The organism is Krasilnikovia sp. MM14-A1259 (assembly GCF_047159535.1).
In the GTDB taxonomy this organism is placed as follows: domain Bacteria; phylum Actinomycetota; class Actinomycetes; order Mycobacteriales; family Micromonosporaceae; genus Actinoplanes.
Map to the genome: position 1 here is coordinate 4,524,715 of NZ_BAAGAJ010000002.1, position 26,492 is coordinate 4,551,206.

Annotated in this window: 23 protein-coding genes, 3 tRNA genes and 3 rRNA genes; 14 read left to right on the forward strand and 15 right to left on the reverse strand. The window is 68.5% G+C overall.

All coding sequences use genetic code 11. The annotated features are described in order from the left end of the window. The first annotated feature begins 177 nt into the window (after positions 1 to 177). From ACMCNK_RS20495 to ACMCNK_RS20505, 3 genes are all read left to right on the forward strand, one after another. The gene (locus tag ACMCNK_RS20495) at positions 178 to 819 is read left to right on the forward strand and encodes a DUF6518 family protein (protein ID WP_412738010.1); all 642 of its coding nucleotides are present in this window, start codon (positions 178 to 180) and stop codon (positions 817 to 819) included. A gap of 335 nt (positions 820 to 1,154) precedes the next feature. After that, on the forward strand, positions 1,155 to 1,826 hold the full coding sequence (locus tag ACMCNK_RS20500) for an NADPH-dependent F420 reductase (RefSeq protein ID WP_412738011.1): 672 nt from the start codon (positions 1,155 to 1,157) through the stop codon (positions 1,824 to 1,826). 130 nt (positions 1,827 to 1,956) lie between these two features. After that, positions 1,957 to 2,283: an STAS domain-containing protein gene (locus ACMCNK_RS20505; RefSeq protein WP_412740931.1), complete on the forward strand. Its 327-nt coding sequence runs from the start codon at positions 1,957 to 1,959 to the stop codon at positions 2,281 to 2,283. A 207-nt stretch (positions 2,284 to 2,490) separates the two neighbouring features. On the opposite strand, the gene rrf is transcribed toward ACMCNK_RS20505, so the two are convergent. The 6 genes from rrf to ACMCNK_RS20535 form a co-directional block, all read right to left on the reverse strand. Then, positions 2,491 to 2,607: ribosomal RNA gene (rrf, locus tag ACMCNK_RS20510) — 5S ribosomal RNA — on the reverse strand. Between the two features lie 131 nt (positions 2,608 to 2,738). After that, positions 2,739 to 5,847: ribosomal RNA gene (locus tag ACMCNK_RS20515) — 23S ribosomal RNA — on the reverse strand. Between the two features lie 444 nt (positions 5,848 to 6,291). Beyond that, positions 6,292 to 7,810: ribosomal RNA gene (locus ACMCNK_RS20520) — 16S ribosomal RNA — on the reverse strand. The 16S, 23S and 5S rRNA genes sit together here, the layout of an rRNA operon. Before the next feature lie 438 nt (positions 7,811 to 8,248). Then, entirely contained in the window at positions 8,249 to 9,613 is a 1,365-nt protein-coding gene (locus ACMCNK_RS20525) for a dihydrolipoyl dehydrogenase family protein (RefSeq protein WP_412738012.1), read from the reverse strand. A 375-nt stretch (positions 9,614 to 9,988) separates the two neighbouring features. After that, positions 9,989 to 11,353, reverse strand: coding sequence for a cryptochrome/photolyase family protein (locus tag ACMCNK_RS20530; protein ID WP_412738013.1), 1,365 nt, complete (start codon positions 11,351 to 11,353; stop codon positions 9,989 to 9,991). A gap of 1 nt (position 11,354) precedes the next feature. After that, positions 11,355 to 12,251 carry a phytoene/squalene synthase family protein gene (locus ACMCNK_RS20535; protein WP_412738014.1) on the reverse strand — a complete coding sequence of 299 codons (897 nt, stop codon included), beginning with the start codon at positions 12,249 to 12,251 and terminating at the stop codon, positions 11,355 to 11,357. 70 nt (positions 12,252 to 12,321) lie between these two features. Between ACMCNK_RS20535 and ACMCNK_RS20540 the strand changes: the two genes are divergently transcribed. The 7 genes from ACMCNK_RS20540 to ACMCNK_RS20570 all read left to right on the forward strand — a co-directional run bounded on the left by ACMCNK_RS20540 (position 12,322) and on the right by ACMCNK_RS20570 (position 16,990). Beyond that, positions 12,322 to 13,485, forward strand: coding sequence for a polyprenyl synthetase family protein (locus ACMCNK_RS20540; protein ID WP_412738015.1), 1,164 nt, complete (start codon positions 12,322 to 12,324; stop codon positions 13,483 to 13,485). Positions 13,486 to 13,531: 46 nt separating this feature from the next. Then, the gene (gene crtI, locus ACMCNK_RS20545) at positions 13,532 to 15,019 is read left to right on the forward strand and encodes a phytoene desaturase family protein (protein WP_412738016.1); all 1,488 of its coding nucleotides are present in this window, start codon (positions 13,532 to 13,534) and stop codon (positions 15,017 to 15,019) included. Positions 15,020 to 15,053: 34 nt separating this feature from the next. Next, positions 15,054 to 15,620, forward strand: a complete 567-nt coding sequence (gene idi / locus ACMCNK_RS20550) for an isopentenyl-diphosphate Delta-isomerase (protein ID WP_412738017.1) — start codon at positions 15,054 to 15,056, stop codon at positions 15,618 to 15,620. Next, positions 15,610 to 16,578 carry a MerR family transcriptional regulator gene (locus ACMCNK_RS20555; protein WP_412738018.1) on the forward strand — a complete coding sequence of 323 codons (969 nt, stop codon included), beginning with the start codon at positions 15,610 to 15,612 and terminating at the stop codon, positions 16,576 to 16,578. Before idi ends, ACMCNK_RS20555 begins: the two co-directional genes overlap by 11 nt. Positions 16,579 to 16,711: 133 nt before the next feature. Continuing rightward, positions 16,712 to 16,784 (forward strand) — tRNA-Glu (locus tag ACMCNK_RS20560). A gap of 44 nt (positions 16,785 to 16,828) precedes the next feature. Beyond that, a tRNA-Asp gene (locus ACMCNK_RS20565) sits at positions 16,829 to 16,902 on the forward strand. Between the two features lie 14 nt (positions 16,903 to 16,916). Beyond that, positions 16,917 to 16,990 (forward strand) — tRNA-Phe (locus ACMCNK_RS20570). 404 nt (positions 16,991 to 17,394) lie between these two features. Here the strand turns inward: ACMCNK_RS20570 and ACMCNK_RS20575 are convergent. Both ACMCNK_RS20575 and ACMCNK_RS20580 read right to left on the reverse strand, forming a co-directional pair. Continuing rightward, the gene (locus tag ACMCNK_RS20575; RefSeq protein WP_412738019.1) at positions 17,395 to 17,868 is read right to left on the reverse strand and encodes a hypothetical protein; all 474 of its coding nucleotides are present in this window, start codon (positions 17,866 to 17,868) and stop codon (positions 17,395 to 17,397) included. A gap of 286 nt (positions 17,869 to 18,154) precedes the next feature. After that, positions 18,155 to 19,294 carry a hypothetical protein gene (locus ACMCNK_RS20580; protein ID WP_412738020.1) on the reverse strand — a complete coding sequence of 380 codons (1,140 nt, stop codon included), beginning with the start codon at positions 19,292 to 19,294 and terminating at the stop codon, positions 18,155 to 18,157. 34 nt (positions 19,295 to 19,328) lie between these two features. Here ACMCNK_RS20580 and ACMCNK_RS20585 point away from each other — a divergent pair, with 34 nt between their 5' ends. Then, positions 19,329 to 19,802, forward strand: coding sequence for a hypothetical protein (locus ACMCNK_RS20585; protein WP_412738021.1), 474 nt, complete (start codon positions 19,329 to 19,331; stop codon positions 19,800 to 19,802). Beyond that, complete coding sequence (locus tag ACMCNK_RS20590) at positions 19,799 to 20,113, forward strand: winged helix-turn-helix domain-containing protein (protein WP_412738022.1); 315 nt, start codon at positions 19,799 to 19,801, stop codon at positions 20,111 to 20,113. Before ACMCNK_RS20585 ends, ACMCNK_RS20590 begins: the two co-directional genes overlap by 4 nt. Before the next feature lie 13 nt (positions 20,114 to 20,126). Here the strand turns inward: ACMCNK_RS20590 and ACMCNK_RS20595 are convergent, their stop codons facing one another. The 3 genes from ACMCNK_RS20595 to ACMCNK_RS20605 all read right to left on the reverse strand — a co-directional run bounded on the left by ACMCNK_RS20595 (position 20,127) and on the right by ACMCNK_RS20605 (position 22,922). Next, positions 20,127 to 21,728, reverse strand: a complete 1,602-nt coding sequence (locus tag ACMCNK_RS20595; RefSeq protein ID WP_412738023.1) for a diguanylate cyclase — start codon at positions 21,726 to 21,728, stop codon at positions 20,127 to 20,129. A gap of 75 nt (positions 21,729 to 21,803) precedes the next feature. Then, entirely contained in the window at positions 21,804 to 22,220 is a 417-nt protein-coding gene (locus ACMCNK_RS20600) for a hypothetical protein (protein ID WP_412738024.1), read from the reverse strand. Between the two features lie 57 nt (positions 22,221 to 22,277). Continuing rightward, positions 22,278 to 22,922 (reverse strand): HAD family hydrolase, encoded by a 645-nt coding sequence (locus ACMCNK_RS20605; RefSeq protein ID WP_412738025.1) that lies wholly within the window; start codon positions 22,920 to 22,922, stop codon positions 22,278 to 22,280. Positions 22,923 to 23,030: 108 nt separating this feature from the next. On the opposite strand from ACMCNK_RS20605, the gene ACMCNK_RS20610 reads away from it, so the two are divergent. Beyond that, the gene (locus ACMCNK_RS20610) at positions 23,031 to 23,348 is read left to right on the forward strand and encodes a hypothetical protein (RefSeq protein ID WP_412738026.1); all 318 of its coding nucleotides are present in this window, start codon (positions 23,031 to 23,033) and stop codon (positions 23,346 to 23,348) included. Positions 23,349 to 23,355: 7 nt separating this feature from the next. Here ACMCNK_RS20610 and ACMCNK_RS20615 read toward each other — a convergent pair whose 3' ends face one another. Both ACMCNK_RS20615 and ACMCNK_RS20620 read right to left on the reverse strand, forming a co-directional pair. Then, complete coding sequence (locus tag ACMCNK_RS20615) at positions 23,356 to 23,748, reverse strand: hypothetical protein (protein WP_412738027.1); 393 nt, start codon at positions 23,746 to 23,748, stop codon at positions 23,356 to 23,358. A gap of 48 nt (positions 23,749 to 23,796) precedes the next feature. Further along, positions 23,797 to 24,147, reverse strand: a complete 351-nt coding sequence (locus tag ACMCNK_RS20620) for a hotdog fold thioesterase (RefSeq protein WP_412740932.1) — start codon at positions 24,145 to 24,147, stop codon at positions 23,797 to 23,799. 214 nt (positions 24,148 to 24,361) lie between these two features. On the opposite strand from ACMCNK_RS20620, the gene ACMCNK_RS20625 reads away from it, so the two are divergent. Continuing rightward, entirely contained in the window at positions 24,362 to 24,610 is a 249-nt protein-coding gene (locus tag ACMCNK_RS20625) for a hypothetical protein (protein ID WP_412738028.1), read from the forward strand. A gap of 7 nt (positions 24,611 to 24,617) precedes the next feature. On the opposite strand, the gene ACMCNK_RS20630 is transcribed toward ACMCNK_RS20625, so the two are convergent. Further along, positions 24,618 to 25,913, reverse strand: a complete 1,296-nt coding sequence (locus ACMCNK_RS20630) for a PrsW family intramembrane metalloprotease (RefSeq protein ID WP_412738029.1) — start codon at positions 25,911 to 25,913, stop codon at positions 24,618 to 24,620. Next, positions 25,910 to 26,473, reverse strand: coding sequence for a hypothetical protein (locus ACMCNK_RS20635; protein WP_412738030.1), 564 nt, complete (start codon positions 26,471 to 26,473; stop codon positions 25,910 to 25,912). Before ACMCNK_RS20635 ends, ACMCNK_RS20630 begins: the two co-directional genes overlap by 4 nt. Positions 26,474 to 26,492: the final 19 nt, after the last annotated feature.

The following is a 26,492-nucleotide window of genomic DNA, read 5'->3' on the forward strand; positions in this document are numbered from 1 at the left end:
ACACCCGCGTCACGTCCCTCCCGGCTGCCCGCGATCGCAACCGCCAGCAACGCCCCAGCACGGGCGCCCATCGAGAACGGTGGAGCCGCGCCGACTCTGCCGCACGGCCGAGGTCATCACCGTGAATCTGCCCTCGGCGGGATGTGCCGGCCGGGCACCCCTGCCAAGCTCGACGCCGTGACGGATTCCATGGTCGAGACCGCCCAAGTTCGGTGCCGGTTGTGGTGGGTGGCCGCGGCCGGCGGCGGGGTACTGCTGGGTCTTGTCGACCTGCTGTTGCAGCGAAACCTGCCCTATCCCTGGGCGAATCTCGCAAACTCCAGCGCCGTGTGGGCGGTGGCCGCGTTCACCGCCGCACGACTGCTGCGCATCGGACCGGTGCGAGCGGCAGCCGCCGGGGCAATTCTGCTGATCGTGGCCGTCCAGGCGTACTACGCTTCCGCGACCGTGCTGCTCCACGACAGTCCCGCAGTGATGTGGGCCCCCTCAACCCTGCTCTGGATGGTGTTCGGCCTTCTCGCGGGGGCGACTTTCGGGGCGGCCGGACCGCTCAGCGCTCGGCCCGGAGCGCGATGGCGGGGCATCGCGGCGGCCATGCCAGGAGCGGTGCTGCTCGCCGAGGCACTGCTGCTCTGGCACACCGGCCGCGCGCAGCGTCCGGACGCCCCGGTCACCGCCGCGATCGAGGCAGCACTCGGGATCACGCTGGTCGTCCTCACCACCCGCGGCACCACCGTACTGGTGCAGGCGCTGGCAGCGACCTGCGTGCTGGCGCCACTCTGCTTCGGCCTCTTCCTCACCGCCGGATTCGGCGCCTGACCGGCCGGCAGTCGGCCTCTCCTTGTCCGGCCTAGGCAGATCTTGCCCAGCAAGAGCGTGAACACCAGGGCGGCCATGTCGCCGCGGACCAAGGCCTGGCCCTGCATGATCGATCGCCGAAGTGCCGTTCGCCGTCGACGCCGGTGCGGGTGGCCAGGGCAACCGCGACGAGGCAAGACCCGGCGACGTGGCAGTCCCGGCGAGGGTGGCGGCTCCGTGCCACCACCCATTCCGGACGTCACCGACCGGAAGGCGTTCCCCGGTAGGGATTGTGCCGCCGGTCACGACGCGGCCCGACGAGGAATCCGCTGCACGGCAATGAGGTTCGCGCAGACATGACGACAATCGGACTCATCGGCAGCGGGAACATCGGCTCGACCGTGGCGCGGCTGGCGGTCGCCGCCGGACACGACGTGGTCCTGAGCAATTCCCGCGGCCCGGAAACGCTGCAGGACCTGGTCTCCGAGCTCGGCGCGCGGGCCCGCGCAGGCACCCCCACCGAGGCGGCCACCGCCGGCGACATTGTCATCGTCACGGTTCCCCTCAAGGCCTACCGTGACGTGCCCGCTGCGCCGCTGGCGGGAAAGGTGGTCATCGACACCAACAACTACTACCCGGACCGCGACGGCACCATCCCGGAGCTGGAGGACGGCTCGACGACGACCGGCGAGCTCCTTCAACACCACCTCGCCGACGCGCACGTGGTCAAGGGCTTCAACAACATCTTCTTCAGGCACCTGGCGAGCCTGAGCCGCCCCGCCGGCTCCGCCGACCGTACGGCGCTGCCGATCGCGGGCGACGACGAAGGCGCCAAGCGCACCGTCACGGATTTCCTCGACAGCATCGGGTACGACACGGTCGACGTCGGACCGCTCGCGGAGAACTGGCGCACCCAGCGTGACACCCCGGTCTACGTGACGCCGTACGGCACGTTCCCCGACCCGGTCGGCACCCCCGCCGATGCCCAGACGGTACGCAAGGCCGTCGACGAGGCAACCCGGGGCTGATCCATCACGTACAGGCGCAGGCCACGGTGTCTGCGCCTGTACGTATTTCACCCTTTCGGCTATCGACGTGCGCGAAGAGTCGTCATAGGCTTGCCGCCCGGCAAAACGCGCGGTGACGGAAGGCAGACCGGTGGAAAACACTTCGGTCGATGTTCAGGCGGGCGCGGATGGCAGTCTCGTCGTGCAGCCGCACGGCGCGATGGACTTCGACAGCGCCGTAGCATTTCGCCAGATCCTCGTGTACGCGGTCCGCAGGGTGAGGCCTGTGCGTCTCGTCCTTGACCTGGGCGACGTACCCGCGATGGACGCCATCAACCTCGGGACTCTCGCCGCCTTGTGTGATCTCGCTGAGGATCATCACGTCATCGTGTCGATGGAGAACTGCTCGGCGGCGGTCGGGGGGCAGCTGGCGGCGGCGGGTGTGCCGTTGCAGCGGTTGGGTTCCACTGCGGCGTAGCCGGCTGCGTTTCCGGTGCTGGTCTTCGGCCGAGGGCAGCGTTTGCCGTTCTGGGGGCTGGTGTGCCGGGGGCAGCGGTTTTCCGTTGCGCGGTGTGTTGCCTGCGTGGTGTTGCCGTCCGGGGAGGACGTTTTGTGGTGGTGGGGGTGGCTGGGCATAGCAGTGAGGGCCGTCCCGGGTTCGGGACGGCCCTCACTTGTGGTTTGAGTCCGGCGGCGTCCTACTCTCCCACACCCTCCCGGGTGCAGTACCATCGGCGCTGGAGGGCTTAGCTTCCGGGTTCGGAATGAGACCGGGCGTTTCCCCTCCGCTATGACCACCGGCACAATGTGCCAGCCAACCACACCATTGTTTCCCCTGCACCGTTTGCCACCATGTTGTGGTGGTGGTGTTGGGGGGGTGGTTGTTTGCTGAGAGATCACACAGTGGACGCGTTGAGCACCAAATTTATGGTTGTGGTTAAGCCCTCGGCCTATTAGTACCGGTCGACTGAACCAGTTACCTGGCTTACATCTCCGGCCTATCAACCCAGTCGTCTAGCTGGGGGCCTTACCCACTCGAAGGTGGTGGGATACCTCATCTCGAAGCAGGCTTCCCGCTTAGATGCTTTCAGCGGTTATCCCTTCCGAACGTAGCTAACCAGCCGTGCCCCTGGCGGGACAACTGGCACACCAGAGGTTCGTCCGTCCCGGTCCTCTCGTACTAGGGACAGCCCTTCTCAAGTATCCAACGCGCACGGCGGATAGGGACCGAACTGTCTCACGACGTTCTAAACCCAGCTCGCGTACCGCTTTAATGGGCGAACAGCCCAACCCTTGGGACCTGCTACAGCCCCAGGATGCGACGAGCCGACATCGAGGTGCCAAACCATCCCGTCGATATGGACTCTTGGGGAAGATCAGCCTGTTATCCCCGGGGTACCTTTTATCCGTTGAGCGACACCGCTTCCACACGCAAGTGCCGGATCACTAGTCCCGACTTTCGTCCCTGCTCGACCTGTCAGTCTCACAGTCAAGCTCCCTTGTGCACTTACACTCAACACCTGATTGCCAACCAGGCTGAGGGAACCTTTGGGCGCCTCCGTTACCTTTTAGGAGGCAACCGCCCCAGTTAAACTACCCACCAGACACTGTCCCTCGACCCGATCAGGGCCGCAAGTTAGATACCCAAATCCAACAGAGTGGTATTTCAAGATTGCCTCCACCCGAACTGGCGTCCGAGCTTCACCGGCTCCCACCTATCCTACACAATTGCATTCGGATACCAATGTCAAGCTATAGTAAAGGTCCCGGGGTCTTTCCGTCCTGCCGCGCGTAACGAGCATCTTTACTCGTACTGCAATTTCGCCGGGCCTGTGGTTGAGACAGTGGGGAAGTCGTTACGCCATTCGTGCAGGTCGGAACTTACCCGACAAGGAATTTCGCTACCTTAGGATGGTTATAGTTACCACCGCCGTTTACTGGCGCTTAAGTTCTCCGCTTCGCCCCGAAGAGCTAACAGGTCCCCTTAACGTTCCAGCACCGGGCAGGCGTCAGTCCATATACATCGTCTTACGACTTGGCATGGACCTGTGTTTTTAGTAAACAGTCGCTTCCCCCTGCTCTCTGCGGCCATACCACGCTCCACCCGCAAGGGGCTTCACGCGTCCGGCCCCCCTTCTCCCTAAGTTACGGGGGCAATTTGCCGAGTTCCTTAACCACAGTTCGCCCGTCGCCTCGGTATTCTCTACCTGACCACCTGTGTCGGTTTGGGGTACGGGCCGCTCGGAACATCGCTAGAGGCTTTTCTCGGCAGCATAGGATCACTGACTTCACCTGAATCGGCTCGGCATCACGTCTCAGCCACATGTGCCACGGATTTGCCTATGGCACGGCCTACACGCTTACCCCGGCACAACCACCGGCCGGGATCAGCTACCTTCCTGCGTCACCCCATCGCTCAACTACTACCCACCAGGATCCCAGCCTCCCCCACCTCACCCCGAAGGGATCAGCAGGATCGGGTGGTTAGCACAGTGAGGTTCATCGCTGGCGCTCCTACGCGGGTACGGGAATATCAACCCGTTATCCATCGACTACGCCTCTCGGCCTCGCCTTAGGCCCCGACTCACCCAGGGCGGATTAGCCTGGCCCTGGAACCCTTGGTCATCCGGCGGAAGGGTTTCTCACCCTTCATTCGCTACTCATGCCTGCATTCTCACTCGTATGGCGTCCACACCTGGGTCACCCCGGCGCTTCACCCGCCATACGACGCTCCCCTACCCACCCACACACCTGCACGAAAGGATCAAGTCCTTCCGCGAAGTTCATGTGTGAGTGCCACAGCTTCGGCGGTGTGCTTGAGCCCCGCTACATTGTCGGCGCGGAACCACTTGACCAGTGAGCTATTACGCACTCTTTAAAGGGTGGCTGCTTCTAAGCCAACCTCCTGGTTGTCTATGCGACCCCACATCCTTTTCCACTTAGCACACGCTTAGGGGCCTTAGCTGGTGATCTGGGCTGTTTCCCTCTCGACTACGAAGCTTATCCCCCGCAGTCTCACTGCCGCGCTCTCACTTACCGGCATTCGGAGTTTGGCTGATTTCGGTAAGCTTGTAGGCCCCCTAGACCATCCAGTGCTCTACCTCCGGCAAGAAACACGCGACGCTGCACCTAAATGCATTTCGGGGAGAACCAGCTATCACGGAGTTTGATTGGCCTTTCACCCCTAACCACAGGTCATCCCCCAACTTTTCAACGTTGGTGGGTTCGGTCCTCCACGCAGTCTTACCCACGCTTCAACCTGCCCATGGCTAGATCACCCCGCTTCGGGTCTAGGACACGCGACTCAACGCCCTATTCAGACTCGCTTTCGCTACGGCTACCCCACCCGGGTTAACCTCGCCACATGCCACTAACTCGCAGGCTCATTCTTCAAAAGGCACGCCATCACCCCGAAAGGCTCTGACGGATTGTAGGCGAACGGTTTCAGGTACTATTTCACTCCCCTCCCGGGGTACTTTTCACCATTCCCTCACGGTACTAGTCCGCTATCGGTCACCAGGAAGTATTCAGCCTTACCAGGTGGTCCTGGCAGATTCACGGCAGATTACAGGGGTCCGCCGCTACTCGGGACACTCGCCAAAGAGGTCGAAGATTTTCGTCTACCGGGCTCTCACCGTCTACGGCCGACTTTCCCACGTCGTTCGACTAACCCACGACTTTGTAACTCTCCGGGAGACTGTCAGATCTCCCCCACGAATCCCACAACCCCGGCAACGCAACCCCTGACAGGTATCACACGCCACCGGTTTAGGCTACATCCGCTTTCGCTCGCCACTACTCACGGAATCACTGTTGTTTTCTCTTCCTACGGGTACTGAGATGTTTCACTTCCCCGCGTTCCCCCCACCACCCTATGAATTCAGATGATGGTGACACGACATGACTCGTGCCAGGTTTCCCCATTCGGACACCCTGGGATCACAGCTAGGTTGACAGCTCCCCCAGGCCTATCGCGGCCTCCCACGTCCTTCATCGGCTCCTGGTGCCAAGGCATCCACCGTTCGCCCTTGACAACTTAACCACAGAAAACAAGATGCTCGCGTCCACTGTGCAATTCTCAACCAACAACCAACCCACAACCCACAACGCCCCCCACCAAACCCCCAACACACCAACCCCACAGGGCTGATCCGCTGAAATGGTATGGAGGGCCAGGTCGTGCCTGGCACTGAAACAACAACCCCCGGCCTCCCGGCCGACCCACCAGCCTCCCGGCCGGGGTGCCCGAACCACGTCTCACGCGGTACCGGGCCTGGTTGTTCTTTCAGGACCCAACAGGGTGTTCACCGCCAGATCCAGCCGCACCCGCCCACCCGTTCCCCCACCCCGCGAACGGGATGCGTACTAGGAAGGGCCGGCCGTTGCCGGAACCCGACTAGCCAGTGTCTCCGCCATCGAGCACCCCGGTCCGGCATTCGCAGACCGCGGGCCACTGGACACCTTTCAGTGTCTAGTTGCTCCTTAGAAAGGAGGTGATCCAGCCGCACCTTCCGGTACGGCTACCTTGTTACGACTTCGTCCCAATCGCCAGCCCCACCTTCGACGGCTCCCTCCCACAAGGGGTTAGGCCACCGGCTTCGGGTGTTGCCGACTTTCGTGACGTGACGGGCGGTGTGTACAAGGCCCGGGAACGTATTCACCGCAGCGTTGCTGATCTGCGATTACTAGCGACTCCGACTTCACGGGGTCGAGTTGCAGACCCCGATCCGAACTGAGACCGGCTTTTTGGGATTCGCTCCACCTCACGGCATCGCAACCCTTTGTACCGGCCATTGTAGCATGCGTGAAGCCCTGGACATAAGGGGCATGATGACTTGACGTCATCCCCACCTTCCTCCGAGTTGACCCCGGCAGTCTTCGATGAGTCCCCGCCATAACGCGCTGGCAACATCGAACGAGGGTTGCGCTCGTTGCGGGACTTAACCCAACATCTCACGACACGAGCTGACGACAGCCATGCACCACCTGTCACCCGCCCCGAAGGACCCCGCATCTCTGCGAGTTTTCGAGTGATGTCAAACCCAGGTAAGGTTCTTCGCGTTGCATCGAATTAATCCGCATGCTCCGCCGCTTGTGCGGGCCCCCGTCAATTCCTTTGAGTTTTAGCCTTGCGGCCGTACTCCCCAGGCGGGGCGCTTAATGCGTTAGCTGCGGCACAGAGAACCGGAGAGGCTCCCCACACCTAGCGCCCAACGTTTACAGCGTGGACTACCAGGGTATCTAATCCTGTTCGCTCCCCACGCTTTCGCTCCTCAGCGTCAGTATCGGCCCAGAGACCCGCCTTCGCCACCGGTGTTCCTCCTGATATCTGCGCATTTCACCGCTACACCAGGAATTCCAGTCTCCCCTACCGAACTCTAGCCTGCCCGTATCGGCTGCAGGCCCGCAGTTGAGCCGCGGGTTTTCACAGTCGACGCGACAAGCCGCCTACGAGCTCTTTACGCCCAATAAATCCGGACAACGCTCGCGCCCTACGTCTTACCGCGGCTGCTGGCACGTAGTTGGCCGGCGCTTCTTCTGCACCTACCGTCACTCTCGCTTCGTCGGTGCTGAAAGAGGTTTACAACCCGAAGGCCGTCATCCCTCACGCGGCGTCGCTGCATCAGGCTTCCGCCCATTGTGCAATATTCCCCACTGCTGCCTCCCGTAGGAGTCTGGGCCGTGTCTCAGTCCCAGTGTGGCCGGTCGCCCTCTCAGGCCGGCTACCCGTCGTCGCCTTGGTAGGCCATCACCCCACCAACAAGCTGATAGGCCGCGAGCCCATCCCACGCCGAAAAACTTTCCACCCCCAACCATGCGGCCGGAAGTCATATTCGGTATTAGCCCCGGTTTCCCGGGGTTATCCCAAAGCATGGGGCAGGTTACTCACGTGTTACTCACCCGTTCGCCGCTCGAGTACCCCCGAAAGGGCCTTTCCGCTCGACTTGCATGTGTTAAGCACGCCGCCAGCGTTCGTCCTGAGCCAGGATCAAACTCTCCAACAAAAACTTGAAGAAATCATCCCGGCAACAAACAAATGTTGCCAAAGGAACCCCACCAACCACAAAGATTGGCCAGGGACATAACAATCACAATTGGCACTGGCTTATCAAACACCCTGTTGAGTTCTCAAAGAACAACCACACACCAAAACCAGACCCCCAACCGGAGGCCCAACCTCGGGGCACTCGTTCAACTTTACCGGCTCTTTCAGTCCCTGTCAACCGGATTCTCCCGGTTAGGTCCTGTCTGACCCGGTACGCCCATCTACCAAAGCGCGCAGCACTACTACACACTCAAGTCGTTGGGCTTGGCAGGCCGGCCGCCGCGGTCTTAACCGCTGGCTCGTCCGTTCCCCTGCCGAGAGAGAACATTACCCGGTCGTATCCGGGGCTCCAAATCGGCCCCCCTCCGTCCGTCGAATCCGCAGCTCAGCATGGGATTCAGCCCAAGGAACGCACCGCGTCGCCGATGGCCCGGTGGAACGTCGGGTAGGCCCAGATCGTGCTGCGCAGTGTCCCGATCGGCACTTGTGCGTGCACGCCCACCGCAAGCGCTCCGAGCACCTCACCGCCGGCCGGGCCGGCGGAGGTGGCGCCGACCAGCACGTCCCGTGCGCCGTCGACGACGAGTTTGATGAAGCCGTCGTTTCCTGGCCCATGGATGAACCCCCGCGACGACGACGGCAGGGACGCGTGACCGACCCGTACGTCGATGCCGGCGTCGCGGGCCTGGCTCTCCGTCAGGCCCACCGCACCGATCTCGGGGTCGGTGAACGTCACCCGGGGGCGTGCCCGGTAGTCGGCGCCGGGACCGCCTTGTCCGAGGATGTCGCGAACCGCCACGTCGGCCTCGTACATGGCCATGTGGGTGAAGGCGCCGTTTCCGGTGACGTCGCCGACCGCCCAGACCTTGTCGGCGGCCCGCATGCGCTCATCGGTCTTCAGGCTGCGTGCGGTGGGGTCCAGGCCGACGGAGTCGATCCCCAGGTCGGCTAGACGGGCCGTGCGGCCGGTGGCGACCAGCAACTGCTCGCCGGTGACCGTCTGCCCGTCGGTCAATGTCACGGCGAAACCCCCGACCGAATGAGCGACATGTCCGGCGCGCACTCCGGCACGGATGCTCACCCCCTCGCGGGCCAGCACCTCCGCCACCAGCGCGGAGGACTCGGGCTCCTCCATCGCGAGGACCCGTTCGCTGCCCTCGATGATCGTGACGGCCACGCCGAACCGGGCCATGACCTGAGCCAGTTCGAGGCCGATCGCGCCACCACCGAGCACCAGCAAGCTCCCGGGCAGGCGCTCGGCCTCGACGGCCTCGCGGTTTGTCCAGAACGGCGTACCCGCCAAGCCGTCGATCGGTGGCACGACCGCCGCCGTACCCGTCGCGATGACCACGGCGCGCGCGGCGGCGTACTCGTGTGCGTCGACGCGGACGCGGCCGGGACCGACGATCGTGGCCCGGCCCCGCACGAACCGGCCGCCTTTGCCGGTGAAGCGGTCGACCGCAACCTTGTCGTCCCAGGAGTCCGTGGCCTCGGCGCGGATCCGGCGGGCGACCGGCGCCCAGTCCGGTTTCACGTCTGCGGTGCCGGCCAGGCCAGGGATGCGACGTGCCTCGGCGAGGGCGTTGCCCGCGCGGATCATCATCTTCGTCGGGATGCAGCCCCAGTAGGGGCACTCGCCGCCGACCAGGGTGTGCTCGATCCCGACCACGGACAGGCCGGCCTCGGCCAGCCGGCCCGCGACCTCCTCGCCCCCGACGCCGAGGCCGACGACGACCGCGTCAACGTGCTGAAGTTCGCCCATGGGCAACAGCTTGGCACCGCGGCCGGCGTCTCCACGGGAGCGTCACCGGACATTTCTCCGGGAAATCCTTGAGTGCGGTCGCCGTTCGCCGATTCTCAACGCCGCGGAAGAGGTCACACCGAGGTGCGGCCATGAGGGGGCGATGGTGGGCAGGGCTGGTGCCCGCCAACCTCATGGCCGCGGACCGCGCTCGCGCTGCCCTTGGCATCTCGCCCGGGGCAGCGCGGGCCGCGGCGCCGCAGCGCCCGCGATATCGGGCCGGACGAGTTACGGCACGGGCTCCCGCCTTCACGGCCGGGACGCGTTTCCCGGCACGGCTTCCGGTCTTCACAACCTGACCAGGTCCCAGCCATCGGACGGCTTCGGTCGCGGGCATCAGGCGCGCAGCCAGGCCGGCTCGTCGCGAGGCGATTCCAACGGTGCGGGGTAATCCAGGTCCCGGCGGACCGCATCGGACAGGCGCCACGGCTCGTGGACGGCGCCGCCCTCGATGGCCGCGAGCTCGGGGACGTGACGCCGGACGTACGCGCCGTCCGGATCGAAACGCCTCGCCTGGCGGATCGGGTTGAAACCGCGATGGGGTCTGGTGTCGTTGCCCGTCCCGGCGACCCACTGCCAGTTGCCGGAATTGTTTGCGATGTCGCCGTCGAGCAGCCACCGGAAGAACCATCGCACGCCGTCGCGCCAGTCCAGGCCGAGGTGTTTGGTCAGGAACGCTGCTGTGATCAGCCGGGCCCGATTGTGCATCCACCCCTCTGCTTGAAGCTGCCGCATACCGGCGTCCACGACGGGCACTCCGGTCCGTCCGTCCTGCCAGTGGCGCAGTGCGTCGGCGTCACGGCGCCAGACGGGCTCGCGGGTGGCGTGAAGTGCCTTCGTGGCCAGGCCGGGAAACGCGAATGCCACCTGGTGGTAGAAGTCGCGCCAGCACAGCTGGCGGACGAACGCCGCGGGGCCCGGGCCGTCCAGTGCCCGTGCCGCGTTGGCCAACGCCAGCGGGGAGACACAACCGAACCGCAGGTACGGGCTGAGCCGTGAAGTCGCTTCCGCGGCAAGGTCGTCGTGGTCGTCGGCATACCGGCAGACCTGGTCGGGCGCGCCCGGCCCGGAGCTGTCGGACGGGACCAGCCAGGCGCGCCAACGGCTCAGCCCCGCGGTCTCACCACCGGACATGGCGCCCGGCGACACGCCGGACGGGGGCCTGGGCAACTCGCCGGGGTCCAGCCCGCCGGGCAGTCGAATCGCTCGGGGCGTGCCTGACTCGCTGCGCCATCGTGCCGCCAGCCACGCCCGGTGATACGGGGTGAAGACGCGGTAGTGGTCCGTGCCGGCGGGGTGCACGGTCCCCGGTTCGACGACGGTGACGCCCGGGAACGCCCGCACGTCCATGCGGTGGCGGCTGCCTTCCCGCGCGAGGCGACGCGCACGGCTGCGCGCGTACCGGCTGATGTCGGCGCTGACCGTGATGGTTTCGGCGGCGACGGCCCGGGCGAGGCGGATCGTCTCGGCCACCGGCTCGCCACGGCGGACCACCAGATCGCCGCCGAGACCGCGCAAGGTGCGTCGCAGATCCGCGAGCGCTTGATGCAGGAAACTGGTCCGATTCGCGGAGATCGCCTGCAACGCCGGGTCGAGCACGAACAGCGGCACCACGCGGTCCGAGCCGGCGCAGGCCGCGGCGAGCGCGGGATGGTCGTGGACGCGTAGATCCCGCGTGAACAGGACGATCGCGGTACGCATGTCAGGCCACCGTCGCGAGTGGTGTCCCGGGGCGGGTGAACAGGCACCGCACGGCGACCGTGGCCCGGCGCCGGTGGGGCACGGTGGCGCGGCGGGCGAAGACGTCGTGGTCCGCCGCGGCGACCTCGTCGAGGATGCCGGCGTACAGGCGGAACGCGGTGCGCATGCACGCCTGCGACGCGGGCGCGAGTAACGGGATGCCGGGGGCCGCGGCGGCGTAGTGCGCGCGGGCGCGCCGGCACTCCGCACGGATCAGGGCCCTGATCGCCGGGGTGGCCCGCCCGGCGGCGCGGGCGGCGCACAGGGCGTCGCGGGTGACGCCGTACTCGGCGAGGTGGGCGTCCGGCAGGTAGGTGCGGCCGCGGTCGAGGTCCTCGGCGACGTCACGGATGAAGTTGGTGAGCTGGAAGGCGAGGCCGAGCTGGCGGGCGGGCTCACGGGCCGCGACCGGATCGGTCGAGCCGAGGATCGGCAGCATCATCGTGCCGATGACCGCGGCCGAACCCTCCATGTAGTCGAGCAGGTCGGCGTACGTCGCATAGGACGTGACCGTGAGATCCATCGCCATGCTGCGCAGGAACGCGGCGAAGTCGTCGAGGTCGAGGTCGAAGACCGCGATGGTGTGCAGCACCGCGGACAGCAGCGGATCGTCGTCGACGGGCGCGCCGCGCAGGCCGGCGAGGAAACTGTCGGACCAGGCCGCGAGCCGGGCGGCCCGCTCGGGCGGCGGAAGTGCCTCGGTGCCGTCCACGATCTCGTCGGCATAGCGGGCGAATCCGTACAGCGCGTGCACGTGTCGGCGTTTCCAGGCGGGCAACATCCGGGTGGCCAGGTAGTACGTCCGGCCGTGATGTCGATGCAGGTCACGACATCGCTCGTACGCATCCGCCAGGTCCATGTGGTCCTCGCCTCTCGAAAAATCGACGCACGGATCGACGCAACTGCCAGACACAGCGTACTCTCATCGCGTGGCCAACGACATCCTCACGGAGCATCCGCGGCGGGCCGCGCCCGGCCGCGGCGCCTGCCGCGACGATGTACTCGGCGCGGTGGAAGGCACGCTCGCCGACTTCCTCGCCGGCGAGATCCTCGCGTTGGACGAGGTCGACCCGGCGCTCGGGGGTTTCGCCCGCTCAGCACGTGACCTGGTGCTCGCGGGCGGCAAGCGGCTGCGGCCGACGTTCGCGTACTGGGGCTGGCGGGGCGCGGTCGGCAACACCGAGCCGATCGAGTCGGTGTTACCGGCGCTGGCCGCACTGGAGCTGATGCACACGTTCGCGCTGATCCACGACGACGTGATGGACGAGTCCGCCACACGGCGGGGCCATCCGACGATGCACCAGGTCTTCACCGCCCAGCACGTGAATGCCGGGCGGCGGGGTGATCCGGTCCACTTCGGGCAGACCGCCGCGGTGCTCGTCGGCGACCTGTGCCTGATCTGGGCCGACCAACTGCTGGCCCGCACCCCACTCGCCGCGGCCACGGTGCTCGCGGCGCGCGCCTGCTACGACCGCATGCGCGTCGAGGCGGTCGCCGGCCAGTATCTGGACGTGCTCGGCGACGCCGATCCGCAGAGCTGGTCGGTCGACCGGGCCCTGCTGGTCGCCCGCCACAAGACCGCGGGCTACACCGTGCGCCACCCCCTGCGGTTCGGCCTGGCGCTGGCCGGGCAGACCCGCGACCAGGACACGGCCGAAACGTACGACCGGTACGGGACGGCCGTCGGCGAGGCGTTCCAGCTCCGTGACGACCTGCTCGGCGTGTACGGCGACCCGGCGCTGACCGGCAAGCCGGCCGGGGACGACCTGCGTACCGGCAAACCCACCGCCCTGCTGATGCTGGCCCTCCAACTCGCCACGCCGGCCCAGCACGCCGAGTTGGCCCGGCTCCACGCCGCAGACGGTGCCTCACGCCGACCGGCGGGCGAGCGGACCGCGACGGGGTGGGCGGCCGCCGACGTGGCCCGCGTCGCCCGGCTCATCGAAGAGACCGGGGCCGTCACGCGGATCGAGTCGCTCATCCGGAGCCGGGTCGCCGAGGGCATGGCCGCGTTGGAGGACCTGGCGATCCATCCGGACGCTCGTGCCGCCCTGACCCGTCTGGCCGTGACTGCCACGTACCGACCGGCATGATGAGCGCCCCGCGGCTTCGCCGGGCTGAAACCCTGGAGGCGCTGACGTGCACACCGTAACTGGACCCACCGATCGCGTGGTGGTCGTCGGCGCCGGACTGGCCGGGCTGGCGTGCGCGCTGCACCTGGCCGGGGCGGGACGGCAGGTCACCCTGGTCGAGCGGCAGGCCGCGCCGGGCGGGCGAGCCGGGCGGATCTCGGTCGACGGGTACGAATTCGACACCGGGCCGACCGTGCTCACCATGCCGGAGCTGATCGCCGAGCCACTGGCAGCCGTCGGGGAGGAGCTGGGGGACTGGCTGGAGCTGACCCCGCTGGACCCGGCGTACCGGGCGTACTATCCGGACGGTTCGACGCTGGACGTGCGCACGGACACGGTGCGGATGGCTGCCGAGATATCCCGCGTGTGCGGGCCCCGGGAGGCCGACGGATACCTGCGGTTCGTCGACTTCGCCCGGCGGCTGTGGCGGCTGGAACGGGATCATTTCATCGACCGCAATCTCGACAGCCCCGCTGACCTGCTCCACCTCAACCTGTTGAAACTGCTGGCCATGGGCGGCTTCCGGCGGCTCCAGCCAAAGATCAACGAGTTCTTCCGAGATCCGCGTACCCGGCGGATCTTCTCCTTCCAGGCGATGTATGCGGGCCTGGCCCCGAATGACGCGCTCGCGCTGTACGCCGTCATCGCCTACCTGGACGCGGTCGCCGGCGTGTACCACCCGCGGGGCGGCCTGCACGTGGTGCCGAAAGCGCTGGCGGGCGCGGCCGAGAAGCACGGCGTGGACATCAGGTACGGCACGGCGGTCACCGGCGTCGAGATCAGGAACGGCCGTGCCACCGGGGTGCGCACCGCCGACGGCGATCTGATCTCCGCGGACGTGGTGGTGCTCAACCCCGACCTGCCCGTCGCCTACCGCGAGTTGCTTCCCCCGACCGGTCGACGGCCGCGCCGGGTGCGCTATTCGCCCTCGTGCGTGGTGCTGCACATCGGGTCACGACAGGCATATACCCGGGCTGCACACCACAACATCCACTTCGGCACGGCGTGGCGGGGGACCTTCGACGAGGTGATCCGTCGCGGGTTGCTGATGAGCGACCCGTCCCTGCTGGTCACGAACCCGAGCCGGACCGACCCGTCGGTCGCCCCGCCCGGTCGGCACACGTACTACGTGCTCGCACCGACCCCCAATCTGCAGACGGCTCCGCTGGACTGGCGCGGCGGCCTGGGCCGCCGGTATGCCGATGAGCTGCTCACGGTGCTGGAGCGGCGCGGCTACCAGGGCTTTCGTGCCGGTGCCGAGGTCGAGCGGATCGTCACACCGGCCGACTGGGCCGAGCAGGGCATGGCTGCGGGCACACCCTTCGCGGCGGCACACACGTTCCGGCAGACCGGCCCGTTCCGGCCCGGTAACCTGCACCCGGCCCTGCCCAACGTCGTGTTCACCGGCTCCGGCACACAACCCGGCGTCGGCGTGCCGATGGTGCTGATCTCGGGCAAGCTCGCCGCAAGGCGGATCATCGGAGGCATCGCATGATCCGGCGCGATGTGGGCGCGCCGGGAGGCGCAGCATGACATCCCGCGAGGATCACCTGGTCGAGCTGGTCGACTCCCACGGCGGGCCCGTCGGCGCCGCCACGGTGGAGCAGGCGCACCAGCCCCCAGGCGAGCTGCACCGAGCGTTCTCGGTCTTCCTGAGCGGCCCCGACGGGCGGCTGCTGCTCCAGCAACGCGCATCCGCCAAGACCCGCTTCCCGCTGCGCTGGGCCAACACGTGCTGCGGGCACCCGGCGCCCGGGGAGGACCTTGCCGCGGCGGCCGGCCGCCGTCTCACCGAGGAGATCGGTGTCGAAGGCGTCAGCCTCGTCGAGGCCGGGTTGTACACCTACCGCGCGCAGGACCCGGACACCCTGCGGGTCGAGCATGAGTACGACCACGTCCTCATCGGTGACCTGCCCGGCGGTCAGGTGCCCCGGCCCGACCCCGCCGAGGTCGCCGCGCTGCGCTGGGTTGACCTGGCAGAACTCCGTGGGGCGCTGGCAGCGGACCCCGAGTCGTACGCACCCTGGCTCGCCGGTGTCGCGGAGTGCCTGGCCCGGTATCTACGCCGCGGCGAGGAGTCCGCGGGTGATCGATGAGGCGCTGACCGCCGGCGCAGCCGCTCGCCGGCTGGGCGTCGCCGTGACCACGCTGCGCACCTGGCACCAGCGGTACGGGCTGGGCCCCAGCCAGCACAGCCCCGGCCGGCATCGGCGGTACACACCCGAGGACATGGACCGCCTCGAAGTGATGCGGCGGCTCACCACCCGCGGTGTCACCCCGGCCGAGGCCGCCGCGTGGGCGCGTCGGGCAGCCGTACCGATGGATGTGGCCGTGGTGCCTCAGCCCGGCCGTGATGCCGCGCCCGCACCCGTGGGGGCCCGGCGCGACGGCGGCCCGACCGTCGCCGGTGCCCGAGCCGGACCGGCCGCCCGCGGCTTGGCCCGGGCCGCCATGCGACTCGACGCGGCATCCGTACGTGATCTGCTGGAGCTGACCATCGCCGACCACGGCGTGGTCGCGGCGTGGCACGACGTGGTCATGCCGGTGCTCGTCGGGATCGGCGAGCGGTACGCGGCCACTCGACGTTTCATCGAGGTGGAGCACCTCGTTTCCCGCTGTGTGACCGAGGTGCTCGGCGCGGTGTCCCGGCCGCCACCGGGAACGCCGACCCGCGTCCTGCTCACCGCTGCCGACGAGGAGCAGCACACCCTCCCACTCGAGGCGCTCGCCGCGGCCCTGGCCGAGTCGGGGGTGCCCTGCCGGTTCCTGGGTGCCCGCGTCCCGCCGCAGACGCTCGACGATGTCGTCGCCCAGACCGGGCCGACCGCGGTGGTGATCTGGTCGCAGCTGCGGCAGACCGCGAATCCCGATCAGCTGCGCCGCGTGCTGGGGGCTCCGCACCGTCCGCTGCTTGTGGCCGCGGCCGGACCCGGATGGGACGGGGCCGAGCTGCCCGACGGCGCAGCCGTACTCGCGAGCCTGCCGGAGGCGATCACCGCGGTCGCCGCCGCGGCGGATCCGGCACGACCCAAGATTGATCTCCGTTGGTGCTGATCGGAGCACCGCCACGACGATGGGGATACCGGTTTGGAGACCCAGCGGGCCATCACGTATGCTTTCCACGCCTCAAGCGGGGCGGTTAGGGCCCACGCCGCCGGGATTGCAGGTATGCAATGATGGCGGAGTTGCCCTCATCGTCTAGTGGCCTAGGACGCCGCCCTTTCAAGGCGGTAGCACGGGTTCGAATCCCGTTGGGGGTACGGACCGACCTCGGTCGGGTTTTGGTTAGTACGGCACCATGCAAGGTCCTGTGGAGCAGTTGGAGTGCTCGCCGCCCTGTCAAGGCGGAGGTCGCGGGTTCAAGTCCCGTCAGGACCGCAAAGCGCCATCACGGCCAGGTAGCTCAGTTGGTACGAGCGTCCGACTGAAAATCGGAAGGTCGGCGGTTCGACCCCGCCCCTGGCCACCTCTGCATCAAAGCGCCGACCAGCGGAAACGCAGGTCGGCGCTTCGTCGTTGCGGCGTCGGTCGAGCTTCGACAGGTGACCGTTGCTCACCGCCGATCACCCATGATCACCGCCATTATTCGCATGCAGATCGCACGGCTGGCGCCGTTCTGCCGCCATCGCCCGGTGCCTCGTCCTGATGCCCGACCGGAGCGCTGGGCGATCCGCGGATCCGGGGATCCGAGGGGAGGCCAGCTCGCTGGCGCGGCGGCCGATCGCCCGGCCCTCGACGTCGGCGCCGGCTGCGTCTCCTGCGCCGGCGCCCCGTAAGTGCAGCCCCCGAGGCGATCGCCACGGCCGGATCATGCTGCCGCCGCTCCCCACGCGTACGTGTCCGCGTCATCCGATTGCCTCGGCGCGAGGATCAACGTAGCCGCGCTCGCTCGTCAACGAGGCGGGTCGGCTGTCCGAGAAACCTGTCCGGGTGGACCGGCCCGTGCGCAAGGTTCAACGTGTCGCTCCGGTACGACCACGCGCCGGTACAGCAGTCGACGAACCGGTAGTTGATCTGCCAGCGGATCCACTCGCCCGGTTGGAGGAACACAGCGGGTGGCCGACGGTGACGCCGAGGCATCCCCCACGCCGAAGGCAGCAGCCGTACCCGCAACCGCCCTTCGACCAGGCGCAGCTCCGCCTCGGTGCCCGACGGCGGCTTGGTATGTAGCACTTCGTGCACTGCGAAGTCTTCGTGTTCGCCCATCGTCACCTCGTGCACGATCGGTGCACCGTCGGCGGGTAGCCGGAAGGCGATGGGCACGCCGTTACGCCGGGCTGCTGCCGGGCCACCCCGGGACTTCTTGGTGTACGAGGTTCGTACCCACTGCGCTACCGGTTCCACGAACGCGATCGTGAGGCAAGCCCGGGGACCTGGCAAGGCAGATCTCGTGTCACCGCGACCCGGCCGGGACGACGCCGGGCGCGGCACCTGCTGACGGTGCGGCGGTGACCGGCGGACGCCTGGGCGACGTGCTTGCGACCGAACCGCCTGGCTCTTCGCCGGGATCTTCCTCTGCACGGTGTCCGAAGGGCTGCGGCGTCGGTCAGACCCTGTCGGCCATTGACGTCCCGGACGGCCCGGTCACTCAGGGATCACGCGTCCCGCCCATGGGCGCCTCCACCCGCGTCTATCGCCGTGCGATCGGCACGGGTTCCGTTCGCCGCGCCGACTTCGCTCGGCGTCGGGCGATCTGCTGCCTGATCCACGTGACCGGGTGCAGACTGCGCCCCAGGCTGGACGCGGCCAGCATGGCAACGCCGTCGCCGACGACACTGAGCCACCACCAGGTTGCCGTCGTATGCACGGCAATGCCGCCGCAGAGAAACACGACGCGCGTGACGATGCCGCCCCGGGTGACGCCGGGTTCGCGAACTGGCAGGTCCGCAACGGGTACGGGAGCGGGCGGTGGCAGCTCGGCCCCGAGCCGGACGAGTCCTCCCGGGACGCCGATGGCGGCGCGGTGTTCGGGATGTGCAACGTAGTAGCGGGTCACGGCCATGACGAACTCGATGTCAGCACCGTCGAAGCCGAGCCGGTCGGACTTCGCGGTGAGGCCATGGCGTTCGACCAGATCGGCTCGGCCGATCACCAGCTTGAGCGAGACCGGCTCCGTTTCCCGGATGACCGGCTCCTGGCGATCCAGCGCGTCCCAGGGGACGACAACGGTGCTCATCACGCGGTGCACGGTGAGGCCGGCTGGGGCGAATCGGATGCTGGGAGTCGTTCGCAGCAGCCAGCTGAGCCATCCGAGCAGTGCCACGGCAACGGCCGCACCGAGGGTTCCGGCCCACGCATGCCGGCCTGAGCGGACTTCCTCCACACAGAGCCCCAGCCCGACCCCGATCATCGGGAACATGCTGGCCGCCATCAACACGCCGTAACCGTGCTGTGGGGTCTCGTAGCCGCCCGCAACGACGTCCAGGGTCCGTGGTGCGCGCCTGTTCACCACGTTCCCGACGATCACTGAAACCACGAACATCAGGACGAGTACGCCGAACATGCCCAGGTAAATCGTGGTGCGGCGGGTAGGTGGCGCGTACTGGGCGGCGGCCGCGCCTCCCAGGGTGGCGACCAGAACGGCGGCGATCACCGGGTGTCGCCAGCGGTGGACGGCACGGGAGAAGGCGTTCAGCACCGCTCCACTATGGCCACCAAGATCACCATGGGTAATCGGCCGAACGGCGGGCGGCGCCGGCGACCGGCCTGGACCCTGGCCAGCAGCAGGAAAGTACTTGCCTATGAGGCAAGCAGAAAGTACTTTCCTCATAGGCAAGTGTGAGGGTGTACCCGGGGAGGACGTCATGACCGACGAAGCAATCACCGCCGAGCAGGCCCGTGCCGCCCTGGACAGTGCGGCCGCCAGCCGGCGACGCCTGCTCGACCGGGCCAGCCCGGTGTCCTGGGTTTCACAGGTCGCGGCCTTTCCCATGGTGCTCGTGGCCACCGCGTTCCAGGATCGCTCCGGCCCGAGCCCCTGGTGGATGATCGCGCACCTCTCGGCGTCCGCAGTAGCAGTCGCCGGTCTCGTGCTCGACCGGCGACGGGCCGTACGGCTGCGATGGGGCGCCTCCGGCCCGGCCGGGTGGCTGTTCCTGCTCGTCCTGATAGGCGGCTGTTACGCGACGTGGTGGGCGGCGGCGATGCTGTTCCGGGCGGCATCCGTGCCGCTGCCACACACCGCCGCGGGGATCGTCGTGGTGGCGGTGATCCTCGGGTCTCACCGAATGACGACACGGGTTTTCCGGTGGCTGGCCCTGCGGCGGAATGTCGCATGAGGAGGCTCCCGCTCGACCCGGTTCTGACCACGACCACCCGGTTGTCGATCGTCGCGCTCCTGGCCGCCGCGGACGAGGTCGATTTCGGTACGGTGCGCGATGCCGCCGAGTTGTCCGACTCCGCCCTGTCGAAACAGGCATCCGCGCTGGAAGCCGCCGGGTACATCAGCGTGCGCAAAGGTTATGTCGGCAAGCGGCCCCGCACCTGGCTTCGGCTCACCGCCAGCGGCCGTGCGGCACTGCGCAGTTACGTCGCCGCGCTCAATTCCATCGTCGCGGCGGCCGACCAGGAGCAGGGCACCGACGCGTGAGGCCCGGGCGGACTCAGGTGGTGTCGCGGTCCCGGTAGGCGCGCGGGAGTTGCTCGGGCGGCGTACCGGCGACGACGCGGTTGCGCCCTGCGCGCTTCGCGGCGTAGAGATTGCGGTCGGCCGTGGACAGTGCGGCCGATTGGCTACGCGGCGAGGCTTCGCCCACTCCGGCCACGCCGATGCTGATCGTGACCGGCAGGTCGCCGGTGATGCCCCGCCAGTCGTGGCTGCCGATGGCCTGCCGGACGCCGTCGAGTTGGGTGGTCGCAACGGCGACCGGGGTCGCGGGCAGGACGAGCAGGAACTCCTCCCCACCCAGCCGGGCGACGAAACCGTCCGGCGCGACGGCGGCGAGCCCCGTCTCCAGCAGCTTCGCGACGTACGTGAGCACCTGGTCGCCGGTGTCGTGCGACAGCTGGTCGTTGATCCGCTTGAAATGGTCGATGTCGGCGACCGCGACGGTCAGCTCGGGGTCCGTGGCGATCAGCGCGGACAGTTCCTCGTCGACGAAGCGGCGGTTTCGCAGTCCCGTCAGCGGATCGCGGCGGGCCTGCTCGCGGAAGCGCTCGGCCTCCTCCCGCGCCTCGGCAGTCTCGAAGATCGCATGCCGGGTCTGCACCTGAGCGTCCCGCTCCAGCGAGCGCAGCCGCTCCTGGGCGGTGACGAACAACTTCTGCGCGGCGAACGCCGCAGCGAAGTCGCCCTGCGCGGCGTGCAGCTCGGACTGCTCCTCGTGCACCCGGACCAGCAATCCGTGCAGCTCACTGTCGAGGCACAGCGCGCGGCAGGCATTCAGACTTTCCTGGGCCCGGCCGTGCGCTCCGAGACCGCGCTGGGCCCGGGCCAGCGTGAGCAGGAAGCACGCAAGATCGTCTGCGTCGTCGACGAACCCTGCCTCGCACCGGGCGACACAGGTCTGCATCGTCGCTTCGGCCTGGGTGTACTCGCCGTTCGCGACCTGGATGTCCGCGAGCGTATGCAGGGCGGACGGGTCGAGCTCGAAGCCGTGCGCCTCGGCGTGTTCGACCATCCGGGCGGCGACGTGCCGGGCACGCGGGTAGTCGCCGGCTTCGTACTCGGCGTACGCCCAGTTGTTGAGCAGGACCATCAGGCGTTCCCACTGGTGTTCCGCGCGGGCCAGTTCCTCGGCCTGGCGGTAGCGCTGGCGTGCCGCGTCCATCGCACCGGTCAGGGCGAGCGCATCGGCCAGCTTGGTGCGGTGGTTGATCTGCGTGTACGCGGTGGCGGTCTCGTCGAGCAGCTCCACCGCGCTCAGCGAGTGCTCCAGCGACTTGGCCGCGTCACCGGCCAGCCGTTGGAGGACCGAGCCGGCGAGATGGGCGCGGGCCTGCAACAGGCGGTCACCGTGGTGCGCCGCCCAGTCCTGGACGTCCTGAACCTGGCGGGCGATCCCGGCGAGGTTGCCCATCCGCATGCCGATGTAGGCGCGGCACAGCCGGGCCCGCATGAGCAGGCCTTCGTCGCCCAGCGCCAGCGCCTGCTGTTCGAGCTCGGTTGCGGCGTGGTATCCGGCCTCGGCGTCCGCGACGATCTGCTCTTCCAGAGTCAGCAGGGCGGCGGACAGCTCTTCGGCGCTCCTCGTGAGTTCGGTCACCGGTCCACCCCCGTCCTCAGCATTTCCCATCGGCTCGAACGACGTCCTCTTGACGGCCATCGTCCCGGATCACGGCTATCGGGCCGGGCCCAGCGTGGCGGCACCGTCGAGGCCGGTGCACCGGGGCAGCCGGACCACCGTGCCCGGCACGGCATCCGGGATCAGGATCCGGCGGTCGGGGCCGCCCATGCCACCAATGCGCGGCGCCGGTGCACGCCGCGGCACCCGGCACGGCCACCCGGCGTCGACGAGGGTCTGGAGCAGGGCGAACTGGCTCGCCGGGTCCGTGATCGCGGTACGCCCGCCGTCGTACGAGACGGCCGCGCCGTCGTCGAGCTGCAGCACCACCACACTGCCGTCGCTGCGCGGCGGGACGGTCGGGGGTTCCCGGGGCGCGGCTCGCGTCCACCAGATGCCGCCCGGCACCACCAGTACGGCCGCCGCCCCGGCGAGCAGGGTGGCCGGCATCGTCCGGCTCGGGGCCTCGGTCATCATCGAAGGCTACCGAGCCGGACCGCTGCCGCACCCGCTCAACGGCCCCGGCCCGGCTCAGGCCTGCAGCAGCGCGGTGATCGCCGAGGCGCAGTCGTCGGCGACCCGGTCCGGCCGGTACGGCAGCTCGCCCGGCCAGCGCCGGCCCCGGGACAGCCAGACCGTGTCGAGTCCGGCCGCGGCGGCGCCGCCCACGTCGTACTCGATGTGGTCGCCGATCATCCAGCCGCGCAGTGGCAGCCCGGCTTCGGCCGCCGCGTGCGCGAAGATCCGGGCGTCGGGCTTGCGGACGCCCACGCCTTCGGAGATCACCCAGCCGGTGACGAGCCGGTCCAGGCCCGTGTGCCGTAGTTTCGCCTCCTGCTGCCGTACCGTCCCGTTGGTGACCACGACCGGCGACCAGCCGGCGGCGGTCGCCGCGGCCAACGCCCGCGGCACCCGTGGGTCGAGCTGCAGTTCCGCGACCATTCCGGCGCGCAGCTCGTCGAGCACGGGCTCGGAGCGCGGCAGGCCGAGCCGCTCGGCGATGCGGCGGGCGAACCGTTCCCGTGGCTCGTAGCCGTCGTTGTCGGTCGCGATCAACCAGTCGATGTCGTCCGGACCGCCACCGTGACCGGCTGCCCAGTGCGCCGCCCACCGGCGGAACGCGGCCGTACGGTCGACGAGAGTGTTGTCGAGATCGAGGAGCAGGAGCACGGCCATCAGTCTGACCGTTCGTGCAATCTGCGCGGCACGCGGGCGCGGGATACCCCGGTTCTTGTCCGCTGTCAGGGAGTATCGATCTCTGCCACCGGTTTGGGGAGGAGCGACGTGCCGAAGTTCACGAACGCGGCGGAGCAGGCGGCCTGGACGCTGGCGGAGGCCCTGAACGAGAAGGGTTTCGCCTGCATCAAGCAGGCGGAGGAGGCCGCGGAGATCTTCCGGTCGGGGAAGATGCAGATGCGGCAGGCGTTCAAGGAACGTGGGCGCTCCGAGGTGGACGCGGACATCAGGTGGTCCGGGATGACCCGGGCGAAAAAGGCGTTGTCGGACAACGGGTGGTACATGTCCCAGGCGACGATGTACCACCAGGCCGCTGCGGCACAGTACGCCAAGGCCTTGTACCTGAGGAACAGCGACGATCTCTGACCGTACGTCAGGCCGCGCGGTGGCGCAGTGTCGCCACGGTCGAGCCGGCCAGCGTGAGCAGGCAGTCGGGCAGTTGCCCGTCCGCGATCGCAGCGCTGAACAGGGCTTCCCCGGTCGGCACGTCGCCGTTGACGTACGCGCTGACGAACCGCGCCACCCAGCGCTTGTCGTACCGCGCGTCGTCGATGCCGGGGAAGTCGAGGGTCCACGCGCCGCCGCGTACGACGTTGCGGCCGACCATCGTGGCGGCGAGGCACCAGGCGACATCCCACGCCCCGACCACCCCGGAACGGTCCACCACCGCGTCGAACGTGCCCACCACGGCATCGCTGTCCCCGCTGAGCGCGCAGTGCAGCACCTGCGCGGCGTCGTCGAAGGCGTGCTGGGGTACGTGCGTCACGAGAAAAAAGGTACGTGGATCGGTCAAGAATCGCGCCGGAACCCGGGTTCATGCCCCCCGAAGCAGGCAGGTCAGCCGGGCGGTGCAGACCCGGGCACCGTCGGAGTCCGTGATGACGATCTCGTACGTCACCGCGGTCCGGCCCCGATGCACCGGGGTGGCCACCCCGGTGACGACACCGGCGCGCACCGCCTTGTGATGGGTGGCGTTGATGTCCACCCCCACCGCGTACGGGCGGTCGACGGTCGCGCCGTGCAGGGCGGCCCCGACGGAGCCGAGCGTCTCGGCGAGCACACACGACGCCCCGCCGTGCAGCAGGCCGTACGGCTGGGTGTTGCCGTCGACCGGCATCCGGCCGACGATCCGCTCGGGGGTGGCCTCGAGGATCTCGATGCCCATCCGGTCGCCCAGGGCCCCGGCGCTGCCGCTGCCGCTCAGCTCGACGAATCCGTTGGCGGGTGTTCCGTTCGCCGCTGTGTCCACGTCGGCAGACGTTACCGGCCGTGTCGGGCCCGGCCTGCGACCACGGTCACACCGCGCCGCGCGTGGTGTTGTGCTTCGACCTTACGTTTGGTGGGTATCGAAGCAGCCCATCCACAGGAGGAGGCAGTTCATGACTGAACCCCGGGAGATCATCGAGACCCGCGGGACCGACCGCGTCGACCTGATCGCGCGCGACACCGACGGCGACGGCCGCACGGACGTGTGGGTGTCGGACACGGACGGCGACGGTAAGCCGGACCTGTTCCAGTTCGACACGGACCAGGACGGCAAGGTCGACATCACCATGGTCGACCTCGACCAGGACGGCACCCCCGACGCGGTGGTGGACGGCGACGGCGGCCTCCCGCCGACATCCTGAGTCGATCTCAATGGCCGCCCAGGGCGGTCAGCGCCGCCCAGACGATCACGACGGCCGCCGCCACGGTCACCACGCTCCAGGCGTGTCTGACCCACGCGTCGCGGCCGCCGCGCGGCGCGACCGCCTCGGGCAGGCCGAGCCCGGTGAGCACGGCACGCTGGGCGCGGATCTCGGCACACCGCCGGGCAACCGCGGGTCCGCCCGGGCCGGGCCACCGGGCGGCGCGGCTCAGCTCGACCGCGAGGCGGGCCTGGGCGCGCTGCAACCGGCGTACGGCGACGAAGCCGCGCCGGCCGTGCCGGAGCTGCGCATGCCGCCGGGCCGCCGCACGCTGGGCGCCCGAGCGCAGGACGGCCAGTTCCCCGCGAGTGATCAGGCCCGGGTCGCGCAGCCCGGCCAGGTGCGCGGAGTAGAAGTCGGCCTCGTGGTCGTGCGCCCGCCGCACCAGCAACATGACCAGCAGCAGCGGCGGCAGGCCCTTGAGCAGGAGCACCGCGAGCAGCCCGGCGGCGCCGTTGCCGAGGCCGTCGCCGAACAGGGGTGCGTTCCACAGCACGTGCGAGCACCAGGCGCCGAACACCGCGAGCAGCGCCACGGACAGCCGGGCCGCCCGCGACCGGTCCGTTCCGACGACCAGGTAGCCGATCCCGGCCCCGGCCAGCGCCCCGAACAGGGTGTGGCTCCACACCCCCGACAGAAAGCCACGCAGCAGGAACGTGGTCACCACGGGCTGCACGTCGTCGGTACGTCCGGCCAGCGCGACCGCGCCGAGCGAGAACACGATGTCCTCGACGATCTGGAAGCCGAGCCCGACCAGCGCGCCGTAGACGACGCCGTCGAGCACGCTGTTGATCTGTGATCGGGCGATCAGCACGATCGCCACGATGCCGAGGGTCTTGGCGATCTCCTCGACGGTGGGGCCGGTGAGGGCCGCGCCCCAGCCGGCCGCGAAGCCGGGCGAGGCGAGCTTCGCCACGATGTTCTCCAGGGCGGTGCCCGCGGGGATGGACACGGTCGTGGCCACCAGCCCACCCCACCCGAACGCGACCGCGCGCAGCACGGCCGGCTCACGTTCGAGGAAGTCCAGCTCCGTGACGAACCACCAGAACGGTACGGCGAGCAGCGCGAACAGCGCGGTGGCGGTGAGCGTGGCCAACGGGAACGTGGTCACGAACCGCCCGCCGATCTGGGCGATCCGCAGCCCGCCCGCGATCAGCAACGCGGCAACGATCCAGGCGGCCGGCTGCCGGGCAAGCCCGGCCATCGGCGCGCCACCGGGCTGCACGCCGGCGTGCTCGATCACGAGACCGCCCGGTAGCTGAGCGTACGGGTGCTCGTGTCGATCATCGGTAGCCGCAGCCCCAGGTCCAGTTCGCTGCCACTGACCGTGACCTCGATGGTGCGCCCGTCGGCGACGAAGACGGCGTACCGGCCGCCGCGCCCGGGTGCGCTGTATCCGCCTTCCAGGCCGGCGAGCCCGCTGGCCGTGGCGATCGCCAGCTGCGTGCCCGTGACCTGGTAGCCGGGGGTGCCGGTGATGCGCTCGCGTAGCCGGGTCGCGGCGGCGGCGAGCGTGCCGTCGAACGGCTGCACGGAGATCGCGTACCGGACCGGGCCGAGGCGAAACAATGCGGTGCCGCGGTCGTCGCGGGGCCGTGTCCCGGTCACGTCGACCGTGGCGCCCGGTGGCGGCACGATGCTGACCCCGGCCCCGATCGCGTACGGCCGGTCGTCCGCGACGAACCGCTCCGCGGGCAGCGAGCGATCCAGCGCGGGCAGCCCGAATGCGAGTCCGGCGAGTGTGACGGCGATGGCAAGGACACCGAGGAGATTCGTCAGCTGCTGCCGAGTGAACCCCCGCATCACTAAACGCTAACGGCTC